Raw genomic sequence first — 24,506 nt, 5'->3', positions numbered from 1 at the left:
GGGGCGGGTCAGTGGGAGAATCGCGGCGTGAGCGCGACAACACCTTCCACTGCACCGCCGATCCCGGCCACCACCTCCCGGGCCGTTATCGACCTCGGCGCCATCGCCCACAACGCCGCCGTCCTCGCCCGGGCCGCCGGCACTGCCTGGATGGCTGTCGTCAAAGCCGATGCCTATGGGCACGGCCTGGAGCCCGTCGCGCGCGCCTGCCTCGGCGCCGGCGCCGCCTGGCTCGGCGTCGCCCAGCTCGCCGAGGCCCTCCACCTGCGCTCCCTCCTCGACGCCACGGGCATCGCGCGCCCCGCCCCTGCTCTCCGCTTACTGCCGACGCCGGATGCGCCGCGCATCCTCACCTGGCTCGCCCCCGTCCTCACCCCCGAGGACGCCGCAGCCCCGGGCTCCCCCCTGCGCGCAGCGATCGCCGCAGACCTCGACCTCTCCGTGTCCACCCCCGACCAGGCCCGCGCCATCGCGGCCGCCGCCGACGCCGAGGGGCGCGCCGCCCGCGTCCACCTCAAGGTCGATACCGGCATGTCCCGCGCCGGCACGACCGACGGCGAGCTCCCCGCGCTGGCCTCCGCCCTCGTCGGGGCCGAGCGCGCCGGGAGCCTCGCCGTCGTCGGCCTGTGGTCCCACCTCTCGCGCGCCGATGAGCCCGACTCCGGTTCCACCGAGGACCACCTGGCCCGCTTCCGAGCCGCCGACGCCGGCGTCACCGCGGTTGGGCTCGCGCCGGTCGTCCGCCATCTCGCGGCCACTGGCGGGCTGCTCTGGCACCCCGACGCGCGCCTCGACCTCGTGCGCGCGGGCATCGGGCTCTACGGGCTCTCACCCGACCCGGCCGTCGCCACCAGCGCCGAGCTCGGGCTGCGCCCCACCATGCGCCTGGAAGCCCCCCTGGCGCTCGTCAAGCGCATCCCCGCAGGTCAAGCGGTCTCCTACGGTGGTACTTGGACCGCTCCCACCAGCCGCTGGGTCGGCCTGGTCCCCCTCGGCTACGCCGACGGCATCCCGCGCGCGGCCTCCGGCGCCCCCGTCACGGTGATCCCCTCCCCGGTCGGCTCATCAGTCAGTGCCGACGCCGCCGTCCCGCCCCCGATCCGCACCAGGATCGTGGGCCGCGTGTGCATGGACCAGGTGGTCATCGACCTCGGGCCCGCGGCCCGGGCCGATGGCCCCGCCGGGGGCGAACCCCCGGCCCGGGCCGGTGACACCGCCGTCCTGTGGGGCGATGGCGCTGATCCGGCGTGCATCCCGACGGTGGACGAGTGGGCCGCCGTATGCGGCACCATCAACTATGAGATCGTCACCCGTCTCGGCGCGCGCGTGCCCCGAATCTATCTGGGAGTTGACTGGGAGGATAGAGTCTGATCCGCCATTTCCAGCTGAGAGGACCCGCGATGTCAGACAGCCCGCGCCAGATCGTGGTGAGCACGGCCGATGCGGAGGCCACCCGCGCCCTCGGTGCGCGCCTCGCGGCCCTGCTCCGAGCCGGTGACCTCGTGCTCCTCACCGGCGGGCTCGGCGCGGGCAAGACCACCCTCGCCCAGGGGATCGGCGCCGCCATGGATGTGCGCGGCCGCCTCTCCTCGCCCACCTTCATCATCGCCCGCGCCCACCCCGCCCTCGGGGACGGCCCGGACCTCATCCACGTCGACGCCTACCGGCTGTCCAGTCTCGAGGAGGTCGATGCCCTCGACCTCGACTCCTCCATGGAGCGCTCGGTCACCCTCGTCGAGTGGGGGCGGGACAAGGTCGAGGGCCTCGCCGAGGACCGCCTCGAGATCTCCGTCGACCGCCCCCATGGAGGCCTCCCCGCTCCGGGGGGCGCGGCCGATGATGGCCATGGCGCGCCCGCTCATCCCGCCGCCAGTCCCGTCGATCCCGCAGCCCATCCGGTCCTCGACCTCGACGGCGTCGACGACGGGTGCCGCGCCATCACGATTCAGGCTCGCGGGCGGCGCTGGGCCGACGTGGACCTCGGCGCGCTGGTCGGCTGATGCGCGGGGTCCTCCGCCTCCTGGCGCTCTCAGCGCTCCCGGTGCTCATCGCCCTCGCGCCGCTCGCCGCCTCGCGCCTCCTCATCGTCCCCAGGGCCGCCGCATCACCCGCACCGCCCGTGCGCCCGACGGCACCCGTGGCCCCCACCTCCTCCTCGTCCCTCTCAACGGTCCTGGACCCGCACGCCGCCGCAGACCCCGCCCCCGGGGACGATGGCATTGCGCGCGCCTGGCTCCGGGCTCAAGGGCCATCCCTGGCCTCCAGCTTCGCTGCGGCCGACGGCCGGGCGGCACTGGGCGAGCCCGTCCAGGCCCACCGCTGGTCCACCGGCTTCCTCGACGGCAGCGCGCCGGAGGCCCCGCTGCCGGCCGCCGCCCTCTGGGCCGCGCCCGTCCTGGTCGACGGCGACCCCGTCGGCGCCATCGCCGTCATCGTCACCGCCTCCACGGCCCAGGGGACCGCCATCGAGGACGGTCTTCTCGCCGCCGCGCTCGTGGAGGCCGCCTCTGCCCGGACCATCGCCGACGCCGCCTCCCAGGCGCTCCCCTCGGACGCCCAGGGCGCGATCATCGTCCTCGGGCACTCCACCGACTGGTACCTGGTCTCGGGCGGTCGGGTCCGGGCGGCCTCCCACGGCGCCCAGGCGGTGCTCGCCGGCCCCATCTCCCTGCGCGACTACTCCGCGGCCATCCTCCAGCGCTCCCATACGACGTCCCCCGCCCCGGTCATCGGCAAGGCCGAGGACTCCTCGCTCAGTCCGGACCAGCAGGCGCAGGTGGCCGCCGCCGTGGTCATCGGCCTGCTCCTCATCATCATCACCGTGCGCCGGGAGCGACGGATCCTCTCCCCCGCGAGGCCCCCTGCCAGGAGCAGGCCGTGGAGGGCGGCCGAACCCGTCCGCCCGGACCGGGCCCCCGCCAAGCAGCACGACGGCGCCCCGGAGACCACCAAGACGCCCGAGATGGCCAGGACGCCCGAGCAGCCCTGACGGGCGCGGGGATAGGCTCGCCCTGTGCGCATCCTCTCCATCGACTCATCCCTCGGAACCCAGCTCCTCCTGTGCGACGCCGATCCCGGCGCCCCCGCCGACGGCGCCCCGCGCGCCCTGAGGATCCTGTCGGCCCAGGCGCAGGAGGACTCCCGGCGTCACGCCGAGTCGCTCGGGCCGATGCTCGCCGCCGCCCTCGCGGCCCCCGATGACGGCGCCCCGCTCGACGCCGTCGTCGTCGCCACCGGCCCCGCGCCCTTCACCGGCCTGCGCGCCGGCCTCGTCACCGCCCGCGCCCTTGCCCGCGCCCGCTCCATCCCCGCGCGCGGAGTCCCGAGCCTCGACGCCGTCGCCCGCCAGGCCCTCGACGAGATCGCCGCCGAGAACGGGTGCGAGGCGGCCGATGCCGCGACCGTCCTCGTGGCCACGGACGCGCGCCGCAAGGAGGTCTATTGCGCGGCCTACCGCGCCCGGGGCGCCGACGACGTCGAGCCCCTCACGGCTCCCGCGGTCACCACCCCGCTGGCCGCCGCCGAGCGCCTGGCCGAGCTCGGCCCCGCCGCCGTTCCCGCCGGCTCGGGTTGCGTCCTCTACCCCGAGATCGCCGACGGCCGCCCCGTGCTCGCCCCGGCCTCCGGCAGCGCCCGGGCGCAGGCCCGCATCGCGCTGGCCCGCCTCGCCCGGGGGGAGGAGCTCGCCACGGAGCCCCTCTACCTGCGCCTGGCGGACGCCCAGGTGCCGACCGGCCGCAAGCGCGCCCTCGCGGGCTGAGCCCGCGCGCCCAGATGCTCTCCGGATCCGTGGAGCGCCTCACGCCCACCGGCGCGCGCCTGCGCGAGATGCGCGCCGGCGACCTCGACGCCGTCGCCGCCCTCGAGGCCGAGCTCTTCGGGGGCGAGGCCTGGAGCCCGGCGCTGCTGAGCGCCGAGCTCGCCGCCAGTCAGGGCCAGGGGGCCGACCGCCACTACATCGTCGTCGAGGACGCCGCTGATCGGGCTGATAGCGCGGAAAGCGCCGACGGCGCCGACGGCTCGGGCGCGATCCTGGGTTACGCGGGGCTCTGGATCGGGGACGGCCGGGGTGACGCCGACCTGCTCACCATCGCCACGGCGGCGCGCGCCCGGCGCCTCGGCCTGGCCCGGGCCATGCTCGCCCACCTGATCGACCGGGCGCGGGGCGCCGGTTGCGGCGCCGTCCTGCTCGAGGTCCGCGCCTCCAACGACGCCGCCCAGGCGCTCTACCTCTCGCGGGGCTTCACGCCGGTCGGTCGGCGCCGCCGCTACTACTCCGCCCCCACCGAGGACGCCGTCGTCATGCGCCTGGCGCTCAGCGGGCCCGGTCATCAGACCACCGGCGGCGCTGACCGCACCGCGGGCATCGGCCCCGTGGGCTCGGAAGCGGTCTGACCGGCTCGAATCGTCCTCCTGCGTCGCCCAGGGCCGCCGTCAGATAGGATTTCCATCACTATTTCCTTTATGCGGGCGTGACGAAATGCTGAGCGCCTCCGGCGTTGATCGGGTCCCCTCCGCCGGGGCGATCGGGGCCCCATGGCGACGAATCGTCCTGAGTTTCGCCTGGAAACACGCGGTCGGGCGGATGATCTGACGTTCTGGGTCCAAGGGTCCCGAACATCCGCCCCGGTGGATCCGTAGGCTCATCACGTGACCAAAGCGACTGTTCCCTCCAAGAAGCGGAGCGCGTTGACGACGACCGTCTTCATGAAGCGCATGATGGCGATCTCGGGCATCGTGTTCCTGCTCTTCGTCCTGTTCCACGCCTACGGCAACACCCACTACTTCGAGGGTGAGATCGCCTACGATCACTACGCGTACTTCCTGCGCGAGCTGCTCGTCCCGATCCTCCCCTTCGGCGGGTTCCTGTGGATCTTCCGTGCTGTTCTGGCCCTCTGCCTCCTGGCTCACGTTGGAAGCGCCTTCCACCTGTGGCACCGCAACGTCAAGGCCCGAGGCAACGACCCCTACGCGGTGAAGAAGTCCAACGCGGAGTACTTCGCCTCCCGCTACGCCATGCGCACCATGCGCTGGGGCGGCGTCATCCTCCTGCTGTTCATCATCTGGCACATCCTGCAGTTCACCACCCTTCACCTGACGCCCGGTGGACGCTACGAGCACGGCCGCGCCTACATGAACATGTACTACGGCTTCCAGCTGTGGTGGGTCTGGCTGATCTACGCGGTGGCGCTGGTCGCCCTGTGCCTGCACGTGTGGCACGGCGTGTGGTCCGCCCTGCAGACCCTCGGGGCGATCCGCGGCAGCGTCATCCCCTTCGTCCGCCTCATCGCGTTCATCGTCGCCTTCGGACTCTTCTTCGCCTTCATGTGCGTGCCCACGGCGATCCTCCTGGGCCTCACCCCTGAGCCCATGGACGCCGCGACGTACGCCGTCGAGGCCGCGAACGCGGGCATCAACTGGATGGGTAAGTGAAAGAACATGACCAACACCACCGCATCGACCCCTACCCCGACGGCGCCGCTCGTCGACGGCCTCTACTACGAGGGCGACAAGATCGCCGACACCAAGGCCCCGCACGACGTCCCGATCGCGCAGCGCTGGGAGCAGCGCAAGTTCAACGCCAAGCTCGTCAACCCCGCCAACCGCCGCAAGCTCGACATCATCGTCGTCGGCTCCGGCCTGGCCGGTGGCGCGGCGGCGGCCTCGCTCGGCGAGCAGGGCTACAACGTCCAGGTCTTCTTCTACCAGGACTCCGCCCGCCGTGCGCACTCCATCGCGGCCCAGGGCGGCATCAACGCCGCGAAGAACTACCGCAACGACGGTGACTCCGTCTACCGGCTCTTCTACGACACCGTCAAGGGCGGCGACTACCGCGCCCGCGAGGACAACGTCTACCGGCTCGCCGAGGTCAGCGCCAACATCATCGACCAGTGTGTCGCCCAGGGCGTCCCCTTCGCCCGCGAGTACGGCGGCCTGCTCGACAACCGCTCCTTCGGCGGCGTCCAGGTCTCCCGCACCTTCTACGCCCGCGGCCAGACCGGCCAGCAGCTCCTCATCGGCGCCTACCAGGCCCTGGAGCGCCAGGTGCACGCCGGGACGGTCAAGGAGTTCCGCCGCCACGAGATGGTCGAGCTCATCATCGTGGACGGCCGGGCCCGCGGCATCGTCGCCCGCGACATGGTCACCGGCGAGATCTCCACTCACCTGGCCGACGCCGTCGTACTGGCCACCGGCGGGTACGGGAACGTCTTCTTCCTGTCCACCAACGCCATGGGCTGCAACGCCACCGCCATCTGGCGCGCGCACCGCAAGGGCGCCTACTTCGCCAACCCCTGCTACACGCAGATCCACCCGACCTGCATCCCGCAGTCCGGCGACTTCCAGTCCAAGCTCACCCTCATGAGCGAATCACTGCGCAACGACGGGCGCATCTGGGTGCCCAAGCGCGCCGAGGACTGCGACAAGGACCCGCGCCAGATCCCCGAGGAGGACCGCGACTACTACCTCGAGCGCATCTACCCGGCCTTCGGCAACCTCGTGCCCCGCGACATCGCCTCGCGCCAGGCCAAGAACATGTGCGACGAGGGCCGCGGCGTCGGCCCCGCCATCAAGGAGAAGGCCGCTGACGGCACCGAGCGCATGATGCGCCGGGGCGTCTACCTCGACTTCTCCGAGGCCATCGGCCGCCTGGGTAAGGACGCCGTCTCCGCCCGCTACGGCAACCTGTTCGAGATGTACCAGCGCATCACCGGCGACGACCCCTATGAGGTCCCGATGCGCATCTACCCCGCCGTCCACTACACGATGGGCGGGCTGTGGGTCGACTACGACCTGGAGTCCAACATCCCGGGCCTCTACGTCGGCGGGGAGGCCAACTTCTCCGACCACGGGGCCAACCGCCTGGGCGCCTCGGCCCTCATGCAGGGCCTGGCCGATGGCTACTTCGTCCTGCCCGACACCATGAACGACTACCTGGCCGACATGCTTCGCCTGGGCAAGGTCGACCCGAGCGCCCCCGAGATCGCCGAGGCCAAGGCCGCCGTCGAGGACCGCATCAACCGCCTCATGGCCCTGCGCGGCACCCGCAGCGTGGACGACTTCCACATGGCCCTGGGCCGCATCATGTGGGAGTACTGCGGCATGGAGCGCCGCGACGCCGGACTGCGCGAGGCCATCAAGCAGATCCGCGCCCTCAAGGAGGAGTTCTGGAGGGACGGCCGCGTCACCGGCGAGGCCATGGAGGTCAACCAGGCCCTGGAGAAGGCAGGGCGCCTGCTCGACTTCTTCGAGCTCGCCGAGCTCATGTGCATCGATGCCCTCCACCGCCGGGAGTCCTGCGGCGGGCACTTCCGGGCCGAGTCCCAGACCCCCGAGGGCGAGGCGCTGCGCCATGACGACGAGTTCCTCTACGTCGCCGCATGGGAGTGGGGCGGCGAGAACCAGCCCCCGATCCTCCACAAGGAGGACCTCATCTACAAGGACATCGAGCTCAAGCAGCGGAGTTACAAGTGAACATCAAGCTGAAGATCTGGCGCCAGAAGAACGCGAGCGCCAAGGGCCACTTCGAGGAGTACTCGATGACCGGCGTCGAGGAGCACATGAGCTTCCTCGAGGTCCTCGACCTGCTCAACGAGCAGCTTTTCGCCGAGGGCAAGGACCCCGTCGCCTTCGACTCCGACTGCCGTGAGGGCATCTGCGGCCAGTGCGGCGTCGTCATCAACGGGCAGGCCCACGGGCCCATCCGCTCCACCACCTGCCAGCTGCACATGCGCCACCTCGCCGAGGACCCCTCCTTCAAGGACGGCTCCACGATCACCATCGAGCCCTGGCGCTCGACGGGCTTCCCGATCCTCAAGGACCTCATGGTGGATCGCTCCGCCCTCGACCGCATCGTCCAGGCCGGCGGCTACATCTCGGTCAACACCGGAGGCGCCCCCGAGGCCCACTCCGTGCCGGTCCAGAAGGAGAAGGCCGACGCCGCCTTCGAGGCCGCGGCCTGCATCGGCTGCGGCGCCTGCGTCGCCGCCTGCCCGAATGCCTCCGCCATGCTGTTCACCGGCGCGAAGATCTCCCACTTGGGCCTGCTCCCGCAGGGTCAGCCCGAGCGCCTCGCCCGCGTGGTCTCCATGCTCAACCAGCACGACGCCGAGGGCTTCGGCGGCTGCACGAACATCGGCGAGTGCGCCGCCGTGTGCCCCAAGTCCGTGCCGATCGAGGTCATCTCACGGCTCAACCGCGACCTCGGCCACGCGCTGTGGAAGGGGCAGAAGGCTCACTAGGCAGCGCTGAGGCCCGCGGGCTCGCTGACGCCCGGAGGCGCACTGGAGCCCGCGCTGACCAGCGGGGCGCGGTTCTCGCAGCGCCCGTTCGAGGAGACTCGGCGGCGCTTTCGAGAACCGCGCCCCGCATCGCCATGACGACGGCCCGGCAGTGCCCGCGCGGGGCGATGGCGCGGTGCGGGCGCCCGCCGGGCAGGGGCTAGGCTGAGCGCCGTGAGCGCCCCCTTGATCCTCGGCATCGAGTCCACCTGCGATGAGACCGGCGTGGCCCTCGTCCGCGGCCGCGAGCTGCTCGGCGATGTCACCGCCACATCCATGGATGAGTACGCCCGCTTCGGCGGGATCATCCCAGAGATCGCCTCCCGCGCCCACCTGGAGGCCTTCGTCCCCACCCTCGACGCCGCCCTGGAGCGGGCCGGAGTGGGCCTGGAGGAGATCGACGCCATCGCCGTGTGCGCGGGCCCCGGCCTCATCGGCTCGCTCACCGTGGGCATCTCCGCGGCCAAGGCCCTGGCAGCGTCCCTGGGCAAGCCCGTCTACGGCGTCAACCACGTCATCGGCCACCTCGCCGTCGACGAGCTCGTCGACGGGCCCCTGCCCGACCGCTTCATCGGGCTCATCGTCTCCGGCGGGCACTCGAGCATCCTGAGCATCCGCGATATCGCCACCGATGTCGTCGAGCTCGGCGGCACCCTCGACGACGCCGCGGGAGAGGCCTTCGACAAGGTCGGCCGCCTCCTCGGGCTGCCCTACCCCGGCGGGCCGCATGTGGATCGCCGCTCCCGGGCCGGCGACCGCGAGGCGATCCGCTTCCCCAGGGGGCTGGCCGCCGCGAAGGACCGCGAGCGCCACCGCTACGACTTCTCCTTCTCCGGCCTCAAGACGGCCGTGGCCCGCTACGTGGAGTCCCTGGAGGGTGGCGGGCGGGAGGTGCCGGTGGATGACATCTGCGCCGCCTTCTCCGAGGCCATCAACGACTCACTGACCGCCAAGGCCGTGGCCGCCTGCCTCGACACCGGTTGCCGGACCCTCGTCATCGGCGGAGGCTTCTCCGCGAACTCGCGGCTGCGGGAACTCGCGGCCGAGCGCTGCGAGGCGGCGGGCATCGCCCTGCGTATCCCGCCGCTGCGCTACTGCACGGACAACGGCGCCCAGATCGCCGCCCTGGGGGCGGCCGCGATGCGCGCCGGAGTCGAGCCCTCGCCCCTGGACTTCGCGCCCGACTCCGGCATGCCCCTCGACACTATCGTCGCTCGCAGCCGCTGACCCTCCCCACCAATCACCTCCCCCTATGAGCGAGACCGGTCGAAAATAGGAGCGAGACCGGTCGGCCGACCGGTCTCGCTCCTATTTTCGACCGGTCTCGGCGATAATTGGCGGTTATTGGAGTGGGGTGACGACAAGGACTGCGCCTTTGGGGCCCTTGCCGATCCGGGGCCCGATGCGAGTGAGCAGCCAGGTCTCGCCGTCCCCCGCCTTGCCCCCGCGCAGGTGCAGCGCCGCCCTGAGCTGATCGGGAGACACATCCACGCCGCGCTTGTGGATCTCCAGACGGGTGATCCCCCGCTCGCGCACCCGCGCCCTGAGGGACTTCACATGCAGCGGCAGGATCTCGACGATTCGCCATGCGCGCACGAAGGGCCTCAACTCCGCGCCCGGCGCCTCGTTGGCCGTCAGGTAGGCGATGCGCGAGCCCACGGGCCGGGCTCCCGAGTCGCGCGCCACCCGCGCCACCAGCCCCGCCCGGATGACGGCGCCATCGGGCTCGATGATGAGCTCTCCCAGGTCGTCGATGCCCCCGATGGGCTCGGCCTGCTCCGGCTCCGACGACGGCGCCGCGCCGCTCTCGTCGGCCAGCACCGCCGCGCTCACCGCGCCGGCCGCCCCGGCCTCCTCATCGGTCCCTCCAGGCCCTTCGGTGCGCAGGCACAGGGCCGAGCGCCCCGGGCCCTCCGGCGCGAGCGGCCCGAACCACAGGCCGGCCTCGACGACGGCGCCATCCACACTCACCCACTGCGCGTGGGCGTCCTCGGGGATCGCGCAGTGGTCGAGGCCCGGCGCCACCTTGAGCCCGAGGGCGGGCACCGCCCGGCGCATGGCCAGCAATTCGGACAGCGCGGGAGACCACTGCTCGGGGTCCTTGATGCGGCGCCCGCCGGCGCGCCGGGCGGGATCGGCGAAGACGGCGTCGACGCCCTCGGCCCCGAGGTCGATCCCCAGGGCGTCGGCGCAGCGCACCCGCGCCCGGTCGAAGGGCATGAGGTTGACCGTGGCGAGCGCCGCCGTCGCCTCGTCGCGCTCGACGGCGAGCACATCGAGTCCCAGTCCCGCCAGGGCCATGGCGTCCCCGCCGATGCCGCATCCGAGGTCCGCGACTCTGCCCGCCCCGGCCGCCGCGTAGCGGGCGGCGTGTCTGGCGGCGACGGCCAGGCGCGTGGCCTGCTCCAGCCCGTCGGGGGTGAAGAGCATGGTGGCGGCGAAGGGGCCGAACTTGGCCTCCGCCCGAGCCCGGAGGCGCTGCTGGGACAGCGCCGCCGCCACGAGTCCGGGGGAGTGGCCCTCCTCGCGCAGGGACTCGGCGAGACGGAGCGCTTCGGCCTCGTCGTATGGGGGCAGCGAGCCGAGCAGTGCCCAGCCCTCCGGGGTGAGCAGGGGCATGAGGGCCAGCGCCGCGGGGTCGGAGGGGGAGGCGGGATCGGGCTGGGTGGGCTCAGTCGTGGCGACGTCGCGCTGGGAGTCAGTCATCCCCCCGATCATGGCATGCGCCCCGTGCTCCCCGTCGCCATCCCGATCGGCCGGCCCCGATGGGCCCGCCAGGCCTGTCAGGAGCGCCGGGGCCGGCGGGCCCGGCCACGCCATCGGCGAAAGCCCCGCGAACGCTTGGCACTCGCGTTGACTGAGTGCTAATCGCGGACGTAGATTCGTTCTCGGCACGGGGCCCACCGGCCCCGCGGCTCGCACTCGGGAGCGCTTGCCGGCCCCCGCGACGGCGGTACAGCGCGCATCGAGCGCGGCAGACAATGTCATCCACCCACTAGCGAGAAGGGGAGGTCCGCAATGTCGATCTCCATCAAGCCGCTCGAGGACCGGATCGTCGTCCAGACGGTCGAGGCCGAGCAGGTCACCGCCTCCGGCATCGTCCTGCCGGGCACCGCCCAGGAGAAGCCGCAGGAGGGCAAGGTCATGGCCGTGGGCCCCGGCCGCGTCGACGACAAGGGCAACCGCGTCCCGGTCGATGTCGCCGAGGGCGACATCGTCATCTACTCCAAGTACGGCGGCACCGAGGTCAAGTACGACGGCGAGGAGTACCTCATTCTCTCCGCCCGCGACGTCCTCGCGATCGTCACGAAGTGACTCCCGCGGGCTCGGCCCGCACCTCGGATCCCCCGGAGGGGCCGTCTCGGCCGCCGGGGGATCCGCGCGCCTCGGGCACCGGGCCCGACTTGCGGCGCCTGGGACCGGCCCCGGCCGCCCGGTGAGCGGCCCTCATCGCGGCAGGCGGACCTGGGATGCGCCCGGCCCCGCCGCCGACCTACGATGCGACCGTGAGCGACTCGATCACCAGCCCCGATATCTACGCCCCCACCGGACTGACCTACGACGACGTCCTCCTCCTGCCCAGGCTGACCGACGTCATCCCCTCGGAGGTCGATACGACCTCCCGCCTGACCCGCGGGATCACCCTGTCAACGCCGCTGCTCAGCGCCGCCATGGACACCGTCACCGAGTCGGAGATGGCCATCGCCATGGCCCGGCAGGGCGGCATGGGCATCCTCCACCGCAACCTGTCCATCGAGGAGCAGGCCGACCAGGTGCGCCGGGTCAAGCGCTCGGAGTCCGGCATGGTCTCCGACCCCGTGACGATCGCCCCCGACGCCACCATCGCACAGCTCGACGAGCTGTGCGGCCACTACAAGGTCTCGGGCCTGCCCGTCGTCGACGACGCCGGCAACCTCCTGGGCATCATCACCAACCGCGACCTGCGCTTCGTGCCCACCGAGGCATGGGCCGAGCTGCGCGTGCGCGACTGCATGACCCCGCGCGAGCGCCTCGTCACTGGACGCACGGGGATCTGCCGCGAGGACGCCAAGGCCCTGCTCGCCGAGCACCGCATCGAGAAGCTCCCCCTGATCGACGACGCCGGGCGCCTCACCGGCCTCATCACCGTCAAGGACTTCGTCAAGACCGAGCAGTACCCCAACGCCACGAAGGACACCGAGGGCCGCCTCGTCGTCGGAGCCGCCGTCGGCTACTGGGGCGACACGTGGGAGCGGGCCACCGCTCTGGCCGAGGCCGGCGTGGATGTGCTCGTCGTCGACACCGCCAACGGCGGGGCGCGCCTGGCCCTGGAGATGATCTCGCGCCTCAAGTCCGACCCGGCCTTCTCCCACGTTGAGGTCATCGGCGGCAATGTGGCCACACGCGAGGGCGCCCAGGCACTCATCGATGCCGGGGTCGACGCTGTCAAGGTCGGCGTGGGCCCGGGCTCGATCTGCACCACCCGCGTGGTGGCGGGCGTCGGCGTCCCGCAGGTGACCGCCGTCTACGAGGCCGCGCGCGCCTGCGGCCCCGCGGGCATCCCGCTCATCGCCGACGGCGGCCTGCAGTACTCGGGCGACATCGCCAAGGCGCTCGTGGCCGGTGCGGACACGGTCATGCTCGGCTCGCTGCTCGCCGGATGCACCGAGTCCCCGGGGGACCTCGTCTTCGTCAACGGCAAGCAGTGGAAGCGCTACCGGGGCATGGGTTCGCTCGGCGCCATGAGCTCGCGCGGGCGCCGCTCCTACTCCAAGGACCGCTACTTCCAGGCCGACGTCTCCTCGGACTCCAAGATCGTCCCCGAGGGCATCGAGGGCCAGGTGCCCTACTCCGGCTCGCTGGCGGACGTCGTCTACCAGCTGGTGGGGGGCCTCCACCAGTCGATGTTCTACGTGGGCGCCCGCACGATCGGTGAGCTCAAGGCCAACGGCCAGTTCGTGAGGATCACGGCGGCGGGCCTCAAGGAGTCCCACCCGCACGACGTCATGATGACCGCCGAGGCCCCGAACTACTCGGGCCGCGGATGACCACGCTGCCGACGGGCGATGCCGGGGCCCCGGGTGATGCCGACGCCCTGGACGGGCGGCAGTGCCCTGCTGCCCTCGTCCGGCCACTGCCCGCCAGCTACCTGCGCACCGACGCGATCTCCGCCGCCGGGCTGGCGCTGCTCGGGGCCCTGATGTCCTGGCTGTCCCTCACGGGCGGGACCGGCTTCTTCAAGCAGGAGATGCACCTGCAGGTGATGGGCAGCGTGCTGCTGGCGGTGCCGCTCATCTGGCGTCGGCGGTGGCCGCTGTGCGTCGGGCTGATCCACGCACTGACCTACGGGGTGCTCAGCTACCTCACAGGATTCGAACACAACACCTCTCAGGTGCTGCTGTTCATGTCCTTCTTCTCCATCGGCGCCTGGTCCGCGCAGCGTCAGTGGGCCACGCGCGTGCGCGTGATCATCTGCGTGGGCATGGGGGTGTGGTTGGCAGCCGCTGGCGTCTGGCTGTACTTCGAGGCCGTGGGCTCGACGGAGGCCTTCACCGTCCGCTCGCTCCTGGCGGTCGTGGTGTACCAGCTATTCATCAACGTCGCCTTCTTCACCGGTGCCTGGTACTTCGGCAACCGTGAGTGGGCGCGGGCCGTGGCGCTCGCCGAGCTCGAGAACGCCTATGCGGACATCCGCGAGCTGCGCGCCGAGCTCGTGGACGCCGCCGTCGGGCAGGAGCGGCTGCGCATCGCTCGCGAGCTGCACGACGTCGTCGCCCACCATGTCACCACCATGTCCGTCCAGGCCGCAGCGGCCAGACGCCTGCTGGAACGCAGCCCCCAGGCGCACGCGCCCCACCAGGCGGTCGGCTCTCTCAAGCAGATCGAGTCCGCCGCCCGCCAGGCCGTGGCCGAGCTGCGCACCCTGGTGCTCACCCTGCGCAGCGACGACCATGAGGACGCAGCACCCACCGTGGACGACATCCCGGACCTGGTGGAGCAGTCCCGCCAGGCCGGCACCCGCACCACCTTCGAGCAGATCGGCGGCGAGGTGCAGGTCAACCCCGTCATCGGGCTGGTCCTGTACCGGGTGGCGCAGGAGGGTCTGACCAACGCGGCCAAGCACGCGGGCCCCGGGGCCAGTGTGGCGGTGCGCCTGCGGGTGCATCCCGACCTCGTGGAGCTGGAGGTGTCCGACGACGGTTGCGGCGGTCCCACCCCCGTGCCCGGCACCGGCACAGGCCTGGTGGGCATGCGTGAGCGGGTCATCGCCGTCGGCGGCACCCTGGAGGCGGGCGCCAAGCCCCGCGGCGGATTCCGCGTGCGCGCCCGGATCCCGGTGGGAGAAACCCAGAGCCCGGTGGGAGCGGCCCTGTGACCCGGGTGCTGCTCGTGGACGACCAGATGCTCATCCGGGCCGGCTTCCGCACCATCCTGGACAGCGAGCCGGGCCTGGAGGTCGTGGGGGAGGCGGCCAACGGGGCCGAGGCTCTGGAGCGGGCGATGCGGCTGGAGCCTGACGTCATCTGCATGGACGTGCAAATGCCGGTGATGGACGGCATTGCCGCCACCCGCGAGCTCGTCGCACGCGGCTGCCGGGCCGCCGTGCTCATCCTCACCACCTTCGACCGTGACGACTTCCTCTTCGAGACCCTGGACGCCGGGGCCAGCGGCTTCCTGCTCAAGACGGCCGAGGCGGAGAAGCTCATCGAGGCCGTGCAGGTGCTGGGGCGCGGTGACGCCCTGCTCATGCCCGAGGTCACCCGCCGGGTTCTCACCCGCTACGCCGGCACCCAGGGCGCGGGTGCGGGCCGGGGCGCGCAGACGCCGTCGGAGCTGACGCAGCGGGAGGTTGACACGCTGCGGTGCCTGGCCCGAGGGATGACCAACGCGGAGATCGCGGCCGAGCTGTACGTGAGCACCGAGACCGTCAAGACGCACGTGTCCAACATCCTGGCCAAGCTCGGCCTGCGCGACCGGGTGGCCGCCGTCATCTGGGCCTTCAAGCACGGCATCGCGGCCTGATCCCCCGCACGGGGGAGGAGATCTTTCACCTTGCTGCGGGAGGTGGCGGAGCAGGCCCCCACCTAGCCTGATGCCATGATCAGCGTACGTCACATTCACCGGTATTACGGTGAGAAGCATGTCCTCAAAGACGTGTCCTTCGATGTCCACCCCCGGGTGATGACCGGCTTCGTCGGCGGCAATGGCGCGGGCAAGACCACCTCCATGCGCATCATCCTGGGTGTGCTGGCGGCCCAGAGCGGGCAGGTGCTCGTCGACGGGGCGCCCATCACCGCGGATCAGCGCGCCGCCATCGGCTACATGCCCGAGGAGCGGGGCCTGTACCCCAAGATGAAGGTCATCGACCAGCTCGTCTACCTCGCGCGCCTGCACGGGCTGGAGGCCGCGGATGCCCGCAGCCACGCCCTGGAGCTGCTCGAGCGCCTCCAGCTCAAGGGCGAGCCGACCGACACCCTGGAGTCCCTGTCCCTGGGCAACCAGCAGCGCGTGCAGATCGCGGCTGCCCTCGTACACCGGCCCTCGGCCCTCATCCTCGATGAGCCCTTCTCCGGGCTCGACCCCGAGTCCATGGAGGCCTGCGTCCAGGTGCTGCGCGAGTACGCCGCCGCCGGCGCCCCCGTGCTCTTCTCCTCCCATCAGCTCGACGTCGTCGAGCGCCTGTGCGACCGGCTCGTCATCATCAGCGACGGCGAGATCCGGGCCGCGGGCACCCGCACCGAGCTGCTGGAGGCCGCCACCACGAACGAGTGGGAGATGGAGAGCGGTTCGGACACCGGGTGGGTGGCAGACACCGGCACTGAGGTGGTCGAGTACGACGGCGGTTACGTCCGCTTCCGCTCCGCCGACGTCGCCGCCGCCAACCGGGTCCTGGCAGACGCGCTCCAGCGCGGCACCGTCACGGTCTTCCGCCGCGTGACCCGCTCTCTGCACGAGACGTACAAGGAGATGACCAAGTGAGCACCCGACCCAGTTTCCGGACCACCGTCGCCGTCGTCGCGCGTCGCGAGATCACGGCCAGGTTCCTGTCCAAGGCTTTCATCATCTCCACCGTCATCACCGTGCTGCTCATGCTCCTGATGGTGGTCCTGGGCCCGCGGATCGGCGACCTCATCGCCGGCGGGCCGACCACCGTGGCGGCGCCACCCAGCGAGACGGCCGTTCTGCAGGGCCTGCCGGATGTGGAGGTCCTGGCGGTGGACGATGCTGAGGCGGCCCGCCAGGCAGTCCTGGACAAGGGCGCCGACGCCGCCGTCGTGTCCGAGGCGGACAACCCCGTGGGCTTGAGGATCCTCGCGCTCAGCGAGCCGCCGAACAAGCTGATCCAGGGGCTGTCGGCCTCCCCGGCGGTGGAGCTGCTCGATCCCGACGCCCCGAACCCGGCGATCCGCTACCTGCTGCCGCTGGGCCTCGCCCTGGTGTGGATGAGCGCCGCCCTGGGCTTCGGTATGACCATCGCGCAGTCGGTGGTGGAGGAGAAGGAGACGCGCATCGTCGAGATCCTGCTGGCCTCCATCAGTTCCAGGGCCCTGCTCACCGGCAAGATCCTGGGCAATTCTTTGGCGGCGCTGGTGCAGATCCTCCTCATTGCGGGGGCCCTGCTGCTGGGCTTGGCCATCAATGACGAGGTCCTGCCCGCGGGCGACCTCGTGGGGCCGGTGCTGTGGTTCATCCCGCTGTTCATTGTCGGTTTCGTCATGATCGCCTCCCTGTTCGCCGCGGGCGCGGCCCTGGTGTCGCGCAACGAGGACCTTCAGAGTGTCCTGCAGCCAATGATGTGGCTGGTCATGCTGCCCTACTTCGGGGTTCTCCTCGGCGCCTCGAACGCGACCTTCATGACGGTGCTCAGCTACATCCCTCTCAGCTCGCCCATCGCGCTGCCCGTGCGGATGTACCTGGACGACTCCGTGGCCTGGTGGGAGCCGATGGTGTCCGTGGTGCTCCTCATCACCACCACGGTCGCCGCCATCATCCTGGGCGCGCGCGTCTACGACCGCGGCCTGCTCCACACCGGCAAGGCAATGGCCTGGAAAGAGGCCCTGGCCAAGGCGTCCTGAGCTGCCTGGGCGTCGGGAGCGACGGGTCGGCCGGGCCGCTGGGCCTGGTCGACCCGTCAGCTCGTGCTGGCCAGGGGCCAGGAGGGGTCGGCGTCGGGGGTGCGGCCCCGGCGGGTGAGCCACTGGTTGAGGGACTCGGCCCAGGCGCGGTGGGCCTCGGCCTGCAGGCCCTGCAGGGCCGCCAGGTCCGTGCCGGCCACCCGCGGGTGCACGCGGGCCATCGCCTCGAGGACGTCGAGCGTGGCAGCAACGTCCACCTCCGCCGTGTGCAGCGCCTCGTCCACCTGCACGCCGTAGACCGCGCACACGTCCCCCAGGCGGCGCTTGCCCTTGCGGTAGCGGTCGACGGCACGGTCGAGGACGAGCAGGTCCAGCACCGGGGCGATCTGGCCGCCGAGGCGCTGGCGCAGGGTGGACAGGCCGTGACGGGCCAGCTCGGCCTCCATGAGCGTGAGGTCGAAGGGGGCATTGAAAGCGACCACCGGCGTTCCCTGGGCCATCGCCGTGGCGAGGGCTCCGGCGACCTCTTCCAGCACCTCGGCCGCAGGCCGCCCCTGCGCGCGGGCGCGCTGCGTGGTGATCCCGTGCACGGCCGCCGCCGTGGCGGGGATCTCGACGCCGGGGTCCGCCAGCCAGGTGCGCACCTTCTGAGCGCGGGTGTCGTCCGGCAGCCGCGGGCCGCGCCAGACGAGTGCCGCCGTCACGAGACGGTCCTGGGTGGGGCTCACCCCGGTCGTCTCCGTGTCGAAGCCGAGCAGCGGTCCGTCGGCCCAGGTGCGGGAGGGGCTGCCGGTCCCGGTGGGGGAGCTGGCGGAGTGAGGGTGAGGAGTGCTGTGGCTCATGCCCCGAGTGTGCCACCGCCTTCGGACACGAACGGCTGCCCGGCATGCGTAGGGGGGGGCGGCTGGGGCGGCGCACGGAGGCCTCGTCGGGCGGCAGGCCGGCCATCCGGTATGTGCGGGGGCGGCTCCTAATGCACCTGCGGTAGATCGGGTGCGGGGCGCACACGAGGCGGCGGGAGTAACCAGCGGCGCGTGCGGCCGTGCTGGTGGCGCCGCTGGCGCCGGGTACGGATCAGCTTCCCGCGGTATGGACCGCTTTCCCGCAATACGGACCACCTTCTGACGTGTGGACCACCTCATTGGAGTGACGAGGCGGTCCACACTGGGGGAGGGATGCGTGCCGGATAGGTGGTTCGACCTGCGGGAGGGCGCGCGCCAGGAAAGGTCGCCCGAACCTCGTTCGCAGCGCCCGCCGCTGCCGTCTCACCGCTCACCGCTACCATCACCCCATGAGCGGTGAGATCGAGATCGGGCGTTCCAAGCGCGCGCACCAGGCCTACTCCTTCGAGGACATCGCCCTCGTCCCCTCCCGGCGCACCCGGGACGTCCGTGATGTGCGCGTCGGCTGGCAACTGGACGCCTACCACGTCGACCTGCCCGTCATGGCCGCCCCCATGGACTCCGCGATGGCGCCGCGGACGGCGATCGCCGTCGGCGGCCTGGGAGGCATCGGCACCCTTGACCTGGAGGGCCTGTGGACCCGTTACGAGGACCCGGCCGATGCCTATGCGCGCATCTGCTCCGCCGCTCCCGAGGAGGCCACGCGCGTCCTTCAGGACGTGTACTCGCGGCGCGTGGACCACGCCCTCATCGCCGAGCGCGTCTCGGAGCTGCGAGCCTCCGGCGCCGTCGTCGCGGGCAGGCTCAGCCCCAACCGCACCCTCGAGCACTGGCGCGCCGTCATCGAGGCCGGCGTGGACCTGCTCATCATCCGCGGCTCCACCGTCTCGGCCGAGCACGTCTCCGGCGCCAAGGAGCCGCTCAACCTCAAGCGCTTCATCTACGAGCTCGACGTGCCCGTCGTCGTCGGCGGGGTGACCACCTACACGGCGGCCCTCCACCTCATGCGCACCGGGGCCGCCGGGGTCCTCGTGGGCCAGGGAGGTGGGGCATCCTCCTCCATCCGCCAGGTCCTCGGCCTCCACATGCCCATGGCCACCGCAGTCGCCGACGTCGCCGCCGCCAGACGCGACTACATGGACGAGTCCGGGGGCCGCTACGTCCACGTCATCGCCGACGGCGGGGTCGGCAACTCCGGCGACGTCGTCAAGGCCATCGCCTGCGGGGCCGATGCCGTCATGCTCGGCGCGGCGCTCGCCCGGGCGGCCGAGGCGCCGGGCGGAGGCTACCACTGGGGCCCGGAGGCCTACCACGACCGGCTCCCGCGCGGCTACCGCACGCATGTGGGCACCGTGGGAACCCTCGAGGAGATCCTCAACGGCCCCTCGGACCGCGCCGATGGCACGCTCAACATCATGGGCGCCCTGCGGCGCACCCTGGCCACCACCGGCTATGGCGACGTCAAGGAGCTTCAGCGCGCCCAGATCGTCGTCGCCCCCTACATGCCATCCGTGACTGATCCCACGAGAGACATGCCGCGGAGGAGCAAAACGGATAGGCTGTGACACGTTCAGCGGGATCGCTGCACACCATCAGGACGCTGCGCCCGCGCGCCTGTCCCTCATCCTAAGGAGCACCACTATGGCTCAGGTCACCGCCACCATCGCCTCCAAGGTCGGTCTTCACGCCCGTCCCGCCGCCACCTTCGTCAAGGCCGTCGCCGAGAAGGGCGTCCCCGTCACCATCGCCAAGGAGGGCGGTGCGCCGGTCGACGCCTCCTCCATCCTCGGCGTCATGACCCTTGGCGCCGGTTTCGGCGATGTCGTCACCCTGGCCTCGGATGCCGACGGCGCTGACGCCGCCCTGGCCGAGCTCAAGGCCCTCCTCGAGACCGACCTCGACGCCTGAGGCGCTCTCGCATCTTGCGCCTGCGGGGCGCCCCTCCCGAAGCGGAGGGGCGCCCCGCAGGTTCGGGGGCGCCGCCGGGGAACCGCCATCGCCCGGTAGGGTGTGCGCCATGACGATCATCGCCGCCGCGGACGGATCGGCCCTCGGCAATCCCGGACCCGCCGGCTGGGCATGGTACGTGAGCGACGACTGCTGGGCGGCCGGCGGCTGGCCCGAGTCCACGAACAACCGAGGCGAGCTCACCGCCGTCCTCGAGCTCTTGCGGGCGACCGCCGCCGCCGGATTGGAGGGCGAGGACATCCTCATCCAGGCGGACTCCCAGTACGTGATCAACTCCCTGACCAAGTGGCGCCACGGCTGGAAGAGGCGCGGTTGGCGCAAGGCCGACGGCAAGCCGGTCCTCAACGAGGACCTCATGCGCGCCCTGGACGAGGCCCTGGCAGGTCGGCAGGTGCGCTTCGAATGGGTGAGGGGGCACGTGGGCCATCCCATGAATGAGGCCGCCGATGCCCGTGCCCGCGCCGCCGCCACCGCCTACCAGCGGGGCGGTGCGGTTCCCAGCGGGCCGGGCTGGCCCGGCGCCGGCTCGCCCGCGCGGCCGGTCGGAGCGCCCGGCGCCTCTGCGGCTCCCACCGGGACGTCCGCCGAAAAACCCGCTGCGGTGCCCGGTGCCACTGCCGCCCGACGCGCCCGCTTGCGCGCCGAGCGAGGCACCCTCTTCTGAGGCCCCGACCGCTCCGCCCGGAGCAGCGGCCCCCGGCGCCCGAGGGCGCTCGCGCGGGGGAGCCTGCGCGGTCTCATGTGGACCGGGCGCCCGGGTAGGTACCAGCAGGCCCGGCCGCAGCGGGGTGCTGCGGCCGGGCCCGTTCGAGGAGCGCTGTTGCCGGCGCCAGGGAGGCCTCAGATCAGCCTTGAACCAGAGTCATCGCTTGGCGCGCGATGGCGAGCTCCTCGTTGGTGGGAACCACAAGTACGGTGACAGTGGATTCCGGAGTCGAGATGATACGCGCCTCAGCCGAGTGGAGAGCATTCGCCTCGCCGTCGATCCGCATTCCCATGTAGGCGAGGCGCTCGCAGAGCTCGGCGCGGAGGTTGGCGTCATTCTCGCCGATGCCCGCGGTGAAGGTGAGGGCCTCGAGGCCGCCCATGACGGCAGTGTAGGCGCCGACGTACTTGACCAGGCGGTGCAGGTAGATGTCCATGGCCTCGCGTGCCTGGGACTCCCCGGCGTTGATGCGGGCCCAGACGGCGCGCATGTCATTGTCCCCGGCCAGGCCCTTCATGCCGGACTCGCGGTTGAAGAGGTGGTCGATTTCGTCCACGCTCTTGCCGGCCACACGGGTCAGGTGGAAGACGGCGGCGGGGTCGATGTCGCCGGTGCGCCCGCCCATGACGAGGCCCTCCAGCGGCGTCAGACCCATGGAGGTCTCGACCGCGTGAGCGCCGACGACGGCGGAGGCGGAGGCGCCGTTGCCCAGGTGGAGGACCACCTGCTTGAGGTCGTTGCGGCCCAGCATGTCGGCGACGACGCCGGAGACGTACTGGTGGGAGGTGCCGTGGGCGCCGTAGCGGCGGATCTCGTAGGCGTCGGCCACCTCCCGGTTGAGGGCGTAGCGGGCGGCCTCCTCGGGCAGGTCCTGGAAGAACGCGGTGTCGAAGACGGCGACGTGCGGAACATCGGAGAGGAGCTTGCGGCCCACCTCGATGCCCTTGAGGTGGGCGGGGTTGTGCAGGGGGCCGAGCGGCACGAGCCTCTCGATGGTGGCCACGACGTCGTCGTCGATGAGCGCCGGACCGGAGAAGTGCTTGCCGCCCTGGACGACGCGGTGGCCCACGGCCACGATGTTCGCCTCGGTGAGCGTGGGACCCTTCTCATCGAAGAGGCGCAGCACCTCGGTCAGGCCGGCGCCGTGATCGGCCACGGGCCCGGTCAGTTCGGTGACGTCCTCGCCGTGCTTGTGCTTGATGGCGCCCTCGGGCTCGCCGATGCGCTCGACGAGGCCGGAGGCCAGGGAGGCCCCGGAGTCCGGGTCGACGAGCTGGTACTTGATGGAGGAGGAACCGGAGTTGATGACGAGGACGGTTCGGGTGGTCATATCTGCCTTTCGTGGGGGAGGGGAGGAGGGGAAGCCGCGACGGACCGGTCAGCCCTGGGCCTGGACCGCGGTGATGGCCACGGTGTTGACGATGTCCTCGACCAGCGCCCCGCGGGACAGGTCGTTGACGGGCTTGTTGAGGCCCTGGAGGATCGGGCCGACGGCGACGGCGCCCGATGAGCGCTGCACAGCCTTGTAGCCGATGTTTCCGCTGGACAGGTCCGGGAAGATGAAGACCGTGGCCTTGCCTGCCACCGCCGAGTCAGGGGCCTTCTTCGCCGCGACTGTCGGGTCGATGGCGGCGTCGTACTGGATGGGGCCCTCGACGGCGAGTTCGGGCGCCTTGGCGCGCACCAGCTCGGTGGCCTCGCGGACCTTGTCCACGTCCGCGCCCTGGCCGGAGGTCCCGGTGGAGAAGGACAGCATCGCCACGCGCGGCTCGACGCCGAACTGGCGGGCGGTCTGCGCGCTGGAGATGGCGATATCGGCGAGCTGCTCGGCGGTGGGCTCGGGGTTGACGGCGCAGTCGCCGTAGACGAGGACGCGGTCCTCCAGGAGCATGAGGAAGACCGAGGAGACGATGGAGGTTCCCGGCTTGGTCTTGATGATCTGGAAGGAGGGGACGATCGTGTGGGCGGTGGTGTGGGCGGCGCCGGAGACCATGCCGTCGGCGTCCCCCATGTGGACCATCATGGTGCCGAAGTAGGAGACGTCCTGCACCTTCTCCCGGGCCTCCTCCAGGGTGACGCCCTTCTTGGCGCGCAGGCGGGCGAACTCGGCGGCGTACTTCTCCAGCAGCTCGGGGTCCGAGGGCGAGACGACGCGCGCCGCGGAGATGTCCAGGCCGAGCTCGGCGGCGCGCGAGCGGACCGCGGTCTCATCACCGAGCAGGACGATGGCGGCGATGCCCCGGCGCAGGATGGCGTCGGCGGCCTCCAGGACGCGGTCGTCGTCGGGTTCGGGCAGGACGATCGTCGTGGTGCGGGCCTTGGCGTGCTCCACCAGCTCGGCCTGGAACATGATGGGGGTGACGACATCGGAGGGCTCGACCTCGAGGGCCGCCATGAGGGAGGCGATGTCCGCCTCCTGCTCGAAGGCGGTGATGGCGACGTCCAGCTTGTGCTTCGAGGCGGTGGCCAGGTAGCCCTTGACCGAGCCGGCTGCTGAGGCGGCGGCGTAGGTGTCCAAGGGCGAGGTGATGATCGGCAGGGTCAGCCCGAGGCCCTTGACGATGCTCAGGGCGTGCGGGGCGACGTTGAAACCGCCGTTGAGCACGAGGCCCGACAGGGTGGGGAAGGTGGAGGAGGCCTGGGCGGCCGCCAGGGAGATGAGCACGGCCGAGCGGTCGGCCGGTACGATGACGAGCTGGCCTTCCTTGAGATGGTCCAGGAGGTGGGAGACGTCCATAGCGCCGATGAGGACGGACTCCGCCTCGCGCTCCAGCAGGGCGGGATCCCCGGAGATGAGGGTGCCGTCCACCGCGCTCAGGATCTCCCCGACCGACGGGGCGGACAGGAGCGGCACCTCGGGGAGGGTGGAGGCGGTGACGCCCTCGATGCCGCCCAGAGTCTCGGCGATCGCCCGGCGGGAGGCCTCGGGGCAGCGGTTGGCCAGGACGGCGGCGGTGCGCCCGAGGTTGTCGGAGATCTCCGCCATGGAGACCTCGACGCTGGCCCGTACCTCCTCGGGAGCCCCGGCGCCGGAGACGACCAGGAGCATGGGGGCGCCGATATTGGCGGCGACGCGCGCGTTGAAGGACAGCTCCGGGTTGCCCGCGACGTCGGTGAAATCGGAGCCGTCGATGATGACGACGTCGTGCTCGCGGGCAACGGCGCGGTAGGCGTCGACGATCCGGGGCAGCGCCTCCTCGGGGTCGGCGTGGAACTCGTCCCAGGTGACGCCGATGCACTGCTCGGCGGGCAGCGAGGAGCCGGAGTGGGTCAGGAGGAGGTCGAGGAAGGTGTGCTCGGCGCGAGAATCCACGAAGGGGCGGAAGACGCCGACTTTGGCGACGACCTTGGCGAGTACGTTGACCAGGCCGAGGGCCACGGTCGACTTGCCGGTTCCTGCGTTGGGGGATGCGATGTAGATGCTGCGCGCCACGGTGCTGGTCCTTCTCTCATCTCGACGTCGAGCGGCGGCGCCGGGCGGCGGCCGGCGCTCATGACCGATTGTGCCCCTCTCCGCGCCCGAGGACGACCAAAGTCCCTTAAACGCGCGCCTCCGGGCTGTGGGAACACCCACAGGCCGCTCATGGGGCTGGGG

At 71.7% G+C, this 24,506-nt stretch carries 22 protein-coding genes; 18 read left to right on the top strand and 4 right to left on the bottom strand.

Annotated elements, in window-relative coordinates; all coding sequences use genetic code 11:
• Positions 1-27: 27 nt before the first annotated feature.
• The 9 genes from alr to tsaD all read left to right on the top strand — a co-directional run bounded on the left by alr (position 28) and on the right by tsaD (position 9,506).
• Positions 28-1,371, top strand: coding sequence for an alanine racemase (alr, locus tag B1H50_RS00900; RefSeq protein WP_080461914.1), 1,344 nt, complete (start codon positions 28-30; stop codon positions 1,369-1,371).
• Positions 1,372-1,400: 29 nt separating this feature from the next.
• Positions 1,401-2,000: a tRNA (adenosine(37)-N6)-threonylcarbamoyltransferase complex ATPase subunit type 1 TsaE gene (gene tsaE, locus B1H50_RS00895; RefSeq protein WP_080461913.1), complete on the top strand. Its 600-nt coding sequence runs from the start codon at positions 1,401-1,403 to the stop codon at positions 1,998-2,000.
• Positions 2,000-2,989, top strand: a complete 990-nt coding sequence (locus B1H50_RS00890) for a hypothetical protein (protein ID WP_080461912.1) — start codon at positions 2,000-2,002, stop codon at positions 2,987-2,989. The genes tsaE and B1H50_RS00890 overlap by 1 nt, the downstream gene beginning before the upstream one ends.
• Positions 2,990-3,013: 24 nt before the next feature.
• Complete coding sequence (gene tsaB / locus B1H50_RS00885; protein WP_080461911.1) at positions 3,014-3,760, top strand: tRNA (adenosine(37)-N6)-threonylcarbamoyltransferase complex dimerization subunit type 1 TsaB; 747 nt, start codon at positions 3,014-3,016, stop codon at positions 3,758-3,760.
• A gap of 14 nt (positions 3,761-3,774) precedes the next feature.
• Positions 3,775-4,395 carry a GNAT family N-acetyltransferase gene (locus B1H50_RS00880; protein ID WP_080461910.1) on the top strand — a complete coding sequence of 207 codons (621 nt, stop codon included), beginning with the start codon at positions 3,775-3,777 and terminating at the stop codon, positions 4,393-4,395.
• A gap of 312 nt (positions 4,396-4,707) precedes the next feature.
• Positions 4,708-5,433 carry a succinate dehydrogenase cytochrome b subunit gene (locus B1H50_RS00875; protein ID WP_188640699.1) on the top strand — a complete coding sequence of 242 codons (726 nt, stop codon included), beginning with the start codon at positions 4,708-4,710 and terminating at the stop codon, positions 5,431-5,433.
• A gap of 6 nt (positions 5,434-5,439) precedes the next feature.
• On the top strand, positions 5,440-7,473 hold the full coding sequence (locus tag B1H50_RS00870; RefSeq protein WP_080461908.1) for a fumarate reductase/succinate dehydrogenase flavoprotein subunit: 2,034 nt from the start codon (positions 5,440-5,442) through the stop codon (positions 7,471-7,473).
• A complete protein-coding gene (locus tag B1H50_RS00865; protein WP_073451411.1) occupies positions 7,470-8,240 on the top strand; it encodes a succinate dehydrogenase/fumarate reductase iron-sulfur subunit in 771 nt (256 codons plus the stop codon). Before B1H50_RS00870 ends, B1H50_RS00865 begins: the two co-directional genes overlap by 4 nt.
• Before the next feature lie 213 nt (positions 8,241-8,453).
• Positions 8,454-9,506 carry a tRNA (adenosine(37)-N6)-threonylcarbamoyltransferase complex transferase subunit TsaD gene (tsaD, locus tag B1H50_RS00860; protein WP_080461907.1) on the top strand — a complete coding sequence of 351 codons (1,053 nt, stop codon included), beginning with the start codon at positions 8,454-8,456 and terminating at the stop codon, positions 9,504-9,506.
• A gap of 114 nt (positions 9,507-9,620) precedes the next feature.
• Here the strand turns inward: tsaD and B1H50_RS00855 are convergent, their stop codons facing one another.
• Complete coding sequence (locus B1H50_RS00855; protein ID WP_080461906.1) at positions 9,621-10,985, bottom strand: class I SAM-dependent methyltransferase; 1,365 nt, start codon at positions 10,983-10,985, stop codon at positions 9,621-9,623.
• A gap of 312 nt (positions 10,986-11,297) precedes the next feature.
• On the opposite strand from B1H50_RS00855, the gene groES reads away from it, so the two are divergent.
• From groES to B1H50_RS00825, 6 genes are all read left to right on the top strand, one after another.
• Positions 11,298-11,594: a co-chaperone GroES gene (groES, locus tag B1H50_RS00850; RefSeq protein ID WP_080461905.1), complete on the top strand. Its 297-nt coding sequence runs from the start codon at positions 11,298-11,300 to the stop codon at positions 11,592-11,594.
• 155 nt (positions 11,595-11,749) lie between these two features.
• On the top strand, positions 11,750-13,306 hold the full coding sequence (guaB, locus tag B1H50_RS00845) for an IMP dehydrogenase (RefSeq protein WP_188640683.1): 1,557 nt from the start codon (positions 11,750-11,752) through the stop codon (positions 13,304-13,306).
• A complete protein-coding gene (locus B1H50_RS00840; protein ID WP_080461904.1) occupies positions 13,303-14,634 on the top strand; it encodes a sensor histidine kinase in 1,332 nt (443 codons plus the stop codon). The genes guaB and B1H50_RS00840 overlap by 4 nt, the downstream gene beginning before the upstream one ends.
• Entirely contained in the window at positions 14,631-15,281 is a 651-nt protein-coding gene (locus B1H50_RS00835) for a response regulator (protein ID WP_080461903.1), read from the top strand. The genes B1H50_RS00840 and B1H50_RS00835 overlap by 4 nt, the downstream gene beginning before the upstream one ends.
• Before the next feature lie 75 nt (positions 15,282-15,356).
• A complete protein-coding gene (locus B1H50_RS00830) occupies positions 15,357-16,238 on the top strand; it encodes an ABC transporter ATP-binding protein (protein ID WP_080461902.1) in 882 nt (293 codons plus the stop codon).
• On the top strand, positions 16,235-17,335 hold the full coding sequence (locus B1H50_RS00825) for an ABC transporter permease (RefSeq protein ID WP_080461901.1): 1,101 nt from the start codon (positions 16,235-16,237) through the stop codon (positions 17,333-17,335). The genes B1H50_RS00830 and B1H50_RS00825 overlap by 4 nt, the downstream gene beginning before the upstream one ends.
• 56 nt (positions 17,336-17,391) lie before the next feature.
• Here B1H50_RS00825 and B1H50_RS00820 read toward each other — a convergent pair whose 3' ends face one another.
• Complete coding sequence (locus tag B1H50_RS00820; RefSeq protein WP_080461900.1) at positions 17,392-18,177, bottom strand: exonuclease domain-containing protein; 786 nt, start codon at positions 18,175-18,177, stop codon at positions 17,392-17,394.
• 449 nt (positions 18,178-18,626) lie between these two features.
• On the opposite strand from B1H50_RS00820, the gene B1H50_RS00815 reads away from it, so the two are divergent.
• The 3 genes from B1H50_RS00815 (at position 18,627) to B1H50_RS00805 (ending at position 20,869) form a co-directional block, all read left to right on the top strand.
• Positions 18,627-19,802, top strand: coding sequence for a GuaB3 family IMP dehydrogenase-related protein (locus B1H50_RS00815; protein ID WP_080461899.1), 1,176 nt, complete (start codon positions 18,627-18,629; stop codon positions 19,800-19,802).
• A gap of 76 nt (positions 19,803-19,878) precedes the next feature.
• Positions 19,879-20,145: an HPr family phosphocarrier protein gene (locus B1H50_RS00810; RefSeq protein ID WP_080461898.1), complete on the top strand. Its 267-nt coding sequence runs from the start codon at positions 19,879-19,881 to the stop codon at positions 20,143-20,145.
• 109 nt (positions 20,146-20,254) lie between these two features.
• A complete protein-coding gene (locus tag B1H50_RS00805) occupies positions 20,255-20,869 on the top strand; it encodes a ribonuclease H family protein (protein WP_080461897.1) in 615 nt (204 codons plus the stop codon).
• A 181-nt stretch (positions 20,870-21,050) separates the two neighbouring features.
• Here the strand turns inward: B1H50_RS00805 and B1H50_RS00800 are convergent, their stop codons facing one another.
• The gene (locus tag B1H50_RS00800; protein WP_080461896.1) at positions 21,051-22,241 is read right to left on the bottom strand and encodes an acetate/propionate family kinase; all 1,191 of its coding nucleotides are present in this window, start codon (positions 22,239-22,241) and stop codon (positions 21,051-21,053) included.
• A 48-nt stretch (positions 22,242-22,289) separates the two neighbouring features.
• The gene (pta, locus tag B1H50_RS00795; RefSeq protein ID WP_080461895.1) at positions 22,290-24,344 is read right to left on the bottom strand and encodes a phosphate acetyltransferase; all 2,055 of its coding nucleotides are present in this window, start codon (positions 24,342-24,344) and stop codon (positions 22,290-22,292) included.
• Positions 24,345-24,506 lie beyond the last annotated feature (162 nt).

This window comes from Actinomyces gaoshouyii (assembly GCF_002072175.1).
GTDB lineage: Bacteria > Actinomycetota > Actinomycetes > Actinomycetales > Actinomycetaceae > Actinomyces > Actinomyces gaoshouyii.
The sequence above is the reverse complement of the archived record's forward strand: the minus strand, read 5'-3'. Positions and strand labels throughout refer to the sequence as shown.

Coding starts and splice junctions, on each gene's coding strand:
- B1H50_RS00830 (WP_080461902.1), top strand. CDS start 15,357: ATGATCAGCGTACGTCACATTCACCGGTATTACGGTGAGAAGCATGTC.
- B1H50_RS00805 (WP_080461897.1), top strand. CDS start 20,255: ATGACGATCATCGCCGCCGCGGACGGATCGGCCCTCGGCAATCCCGGA.
- B1H50_RS00800 (WP_080461896.1), bottom strand. CDS start 22,241: ATGACCACCCGAACCGTCCTCGTCATCAACTCCGGTTCCTCCTCCATC.
- B1H50_RS00870 (WP_080461908.1), top strand. CDS start 5,440: ATGACCAACACCACCGCATCGACCCCTACCCCGACGGCGCCGCTCGTC.
- B1H50_RS00815 (WP_080461899.1), top strand. CDS start 18,627: ATGAGCGGTGAGATCGAGATCGGGCGTTCCAAGCGCGCGCACCAGGCC.
- B1H50_RS00875 (WP_188640699.1), top strand. CDS start 4,708: ATGAAGCGCATGATGGCGATCTCGGGCATCGTGTTCCTGCTCTTCGTC.
- B1H50_RS00840 (WP_080461904.1), top strand. CDS start 13,303: ATGACCACGCTGCCGACGGGCGATGCCGGGGCCCCGGGTGATGCCGAC.
- B1H50_RS00820 (WP_080461900.1), bottom strand. CDS start 18,177: ATGAGCCACAGCACTCCTCACCCTCACTCCGCCAGCTCCCCCACCGGG.
- guaB (WP_188640683.1), top strand. CDS start 11,750: ATGCGCCCGGCCCCGCCGCCGACCTACGATGCGACCGTGAGCGACTCG.
- B1H50_RS00855 (WP_080461906.1), bottom strand. CDS start 10,985: ATGACTGACTCCCAGCGCGACGTCGCCACGACTGAGCCCACCCAGCCC.
- B1H50_RS00810 (WP_080461898.1), top strand. CDS start 19,879: ATGGCTCAGGTCACCGCCACCATCGCCTCCAAGGTCGGTCTTCACGCC.
- B1H50_RS00890 (WP_080461912.1), top strand. CDS start 2,000: ATGCGCGGGGTCCTCCGCCTCCTGGCGCTCTCAGCGCTCCCGGTGCTC.
- groES (WP_080461905.1), top strand. CDS start 11,298: ATGTCGATCTCCATCAAGCCGCTCGAGGACCGGATCGTCGTCCAGACG.
- B1H50_RS00880 (WP_080461910.1), top strand. CDS start 3,775: ATGCTCTCCGGATCCGTGGAGCGCCTCACGCCCACCGGCGCGCGCCTG.
- tsaE (WP_080461913.1), top strand. CDS start 1,401: ATGTCAGACAGCCCGCGCCAGATCGTGGTGAGCACGGCCGATGCGGAG.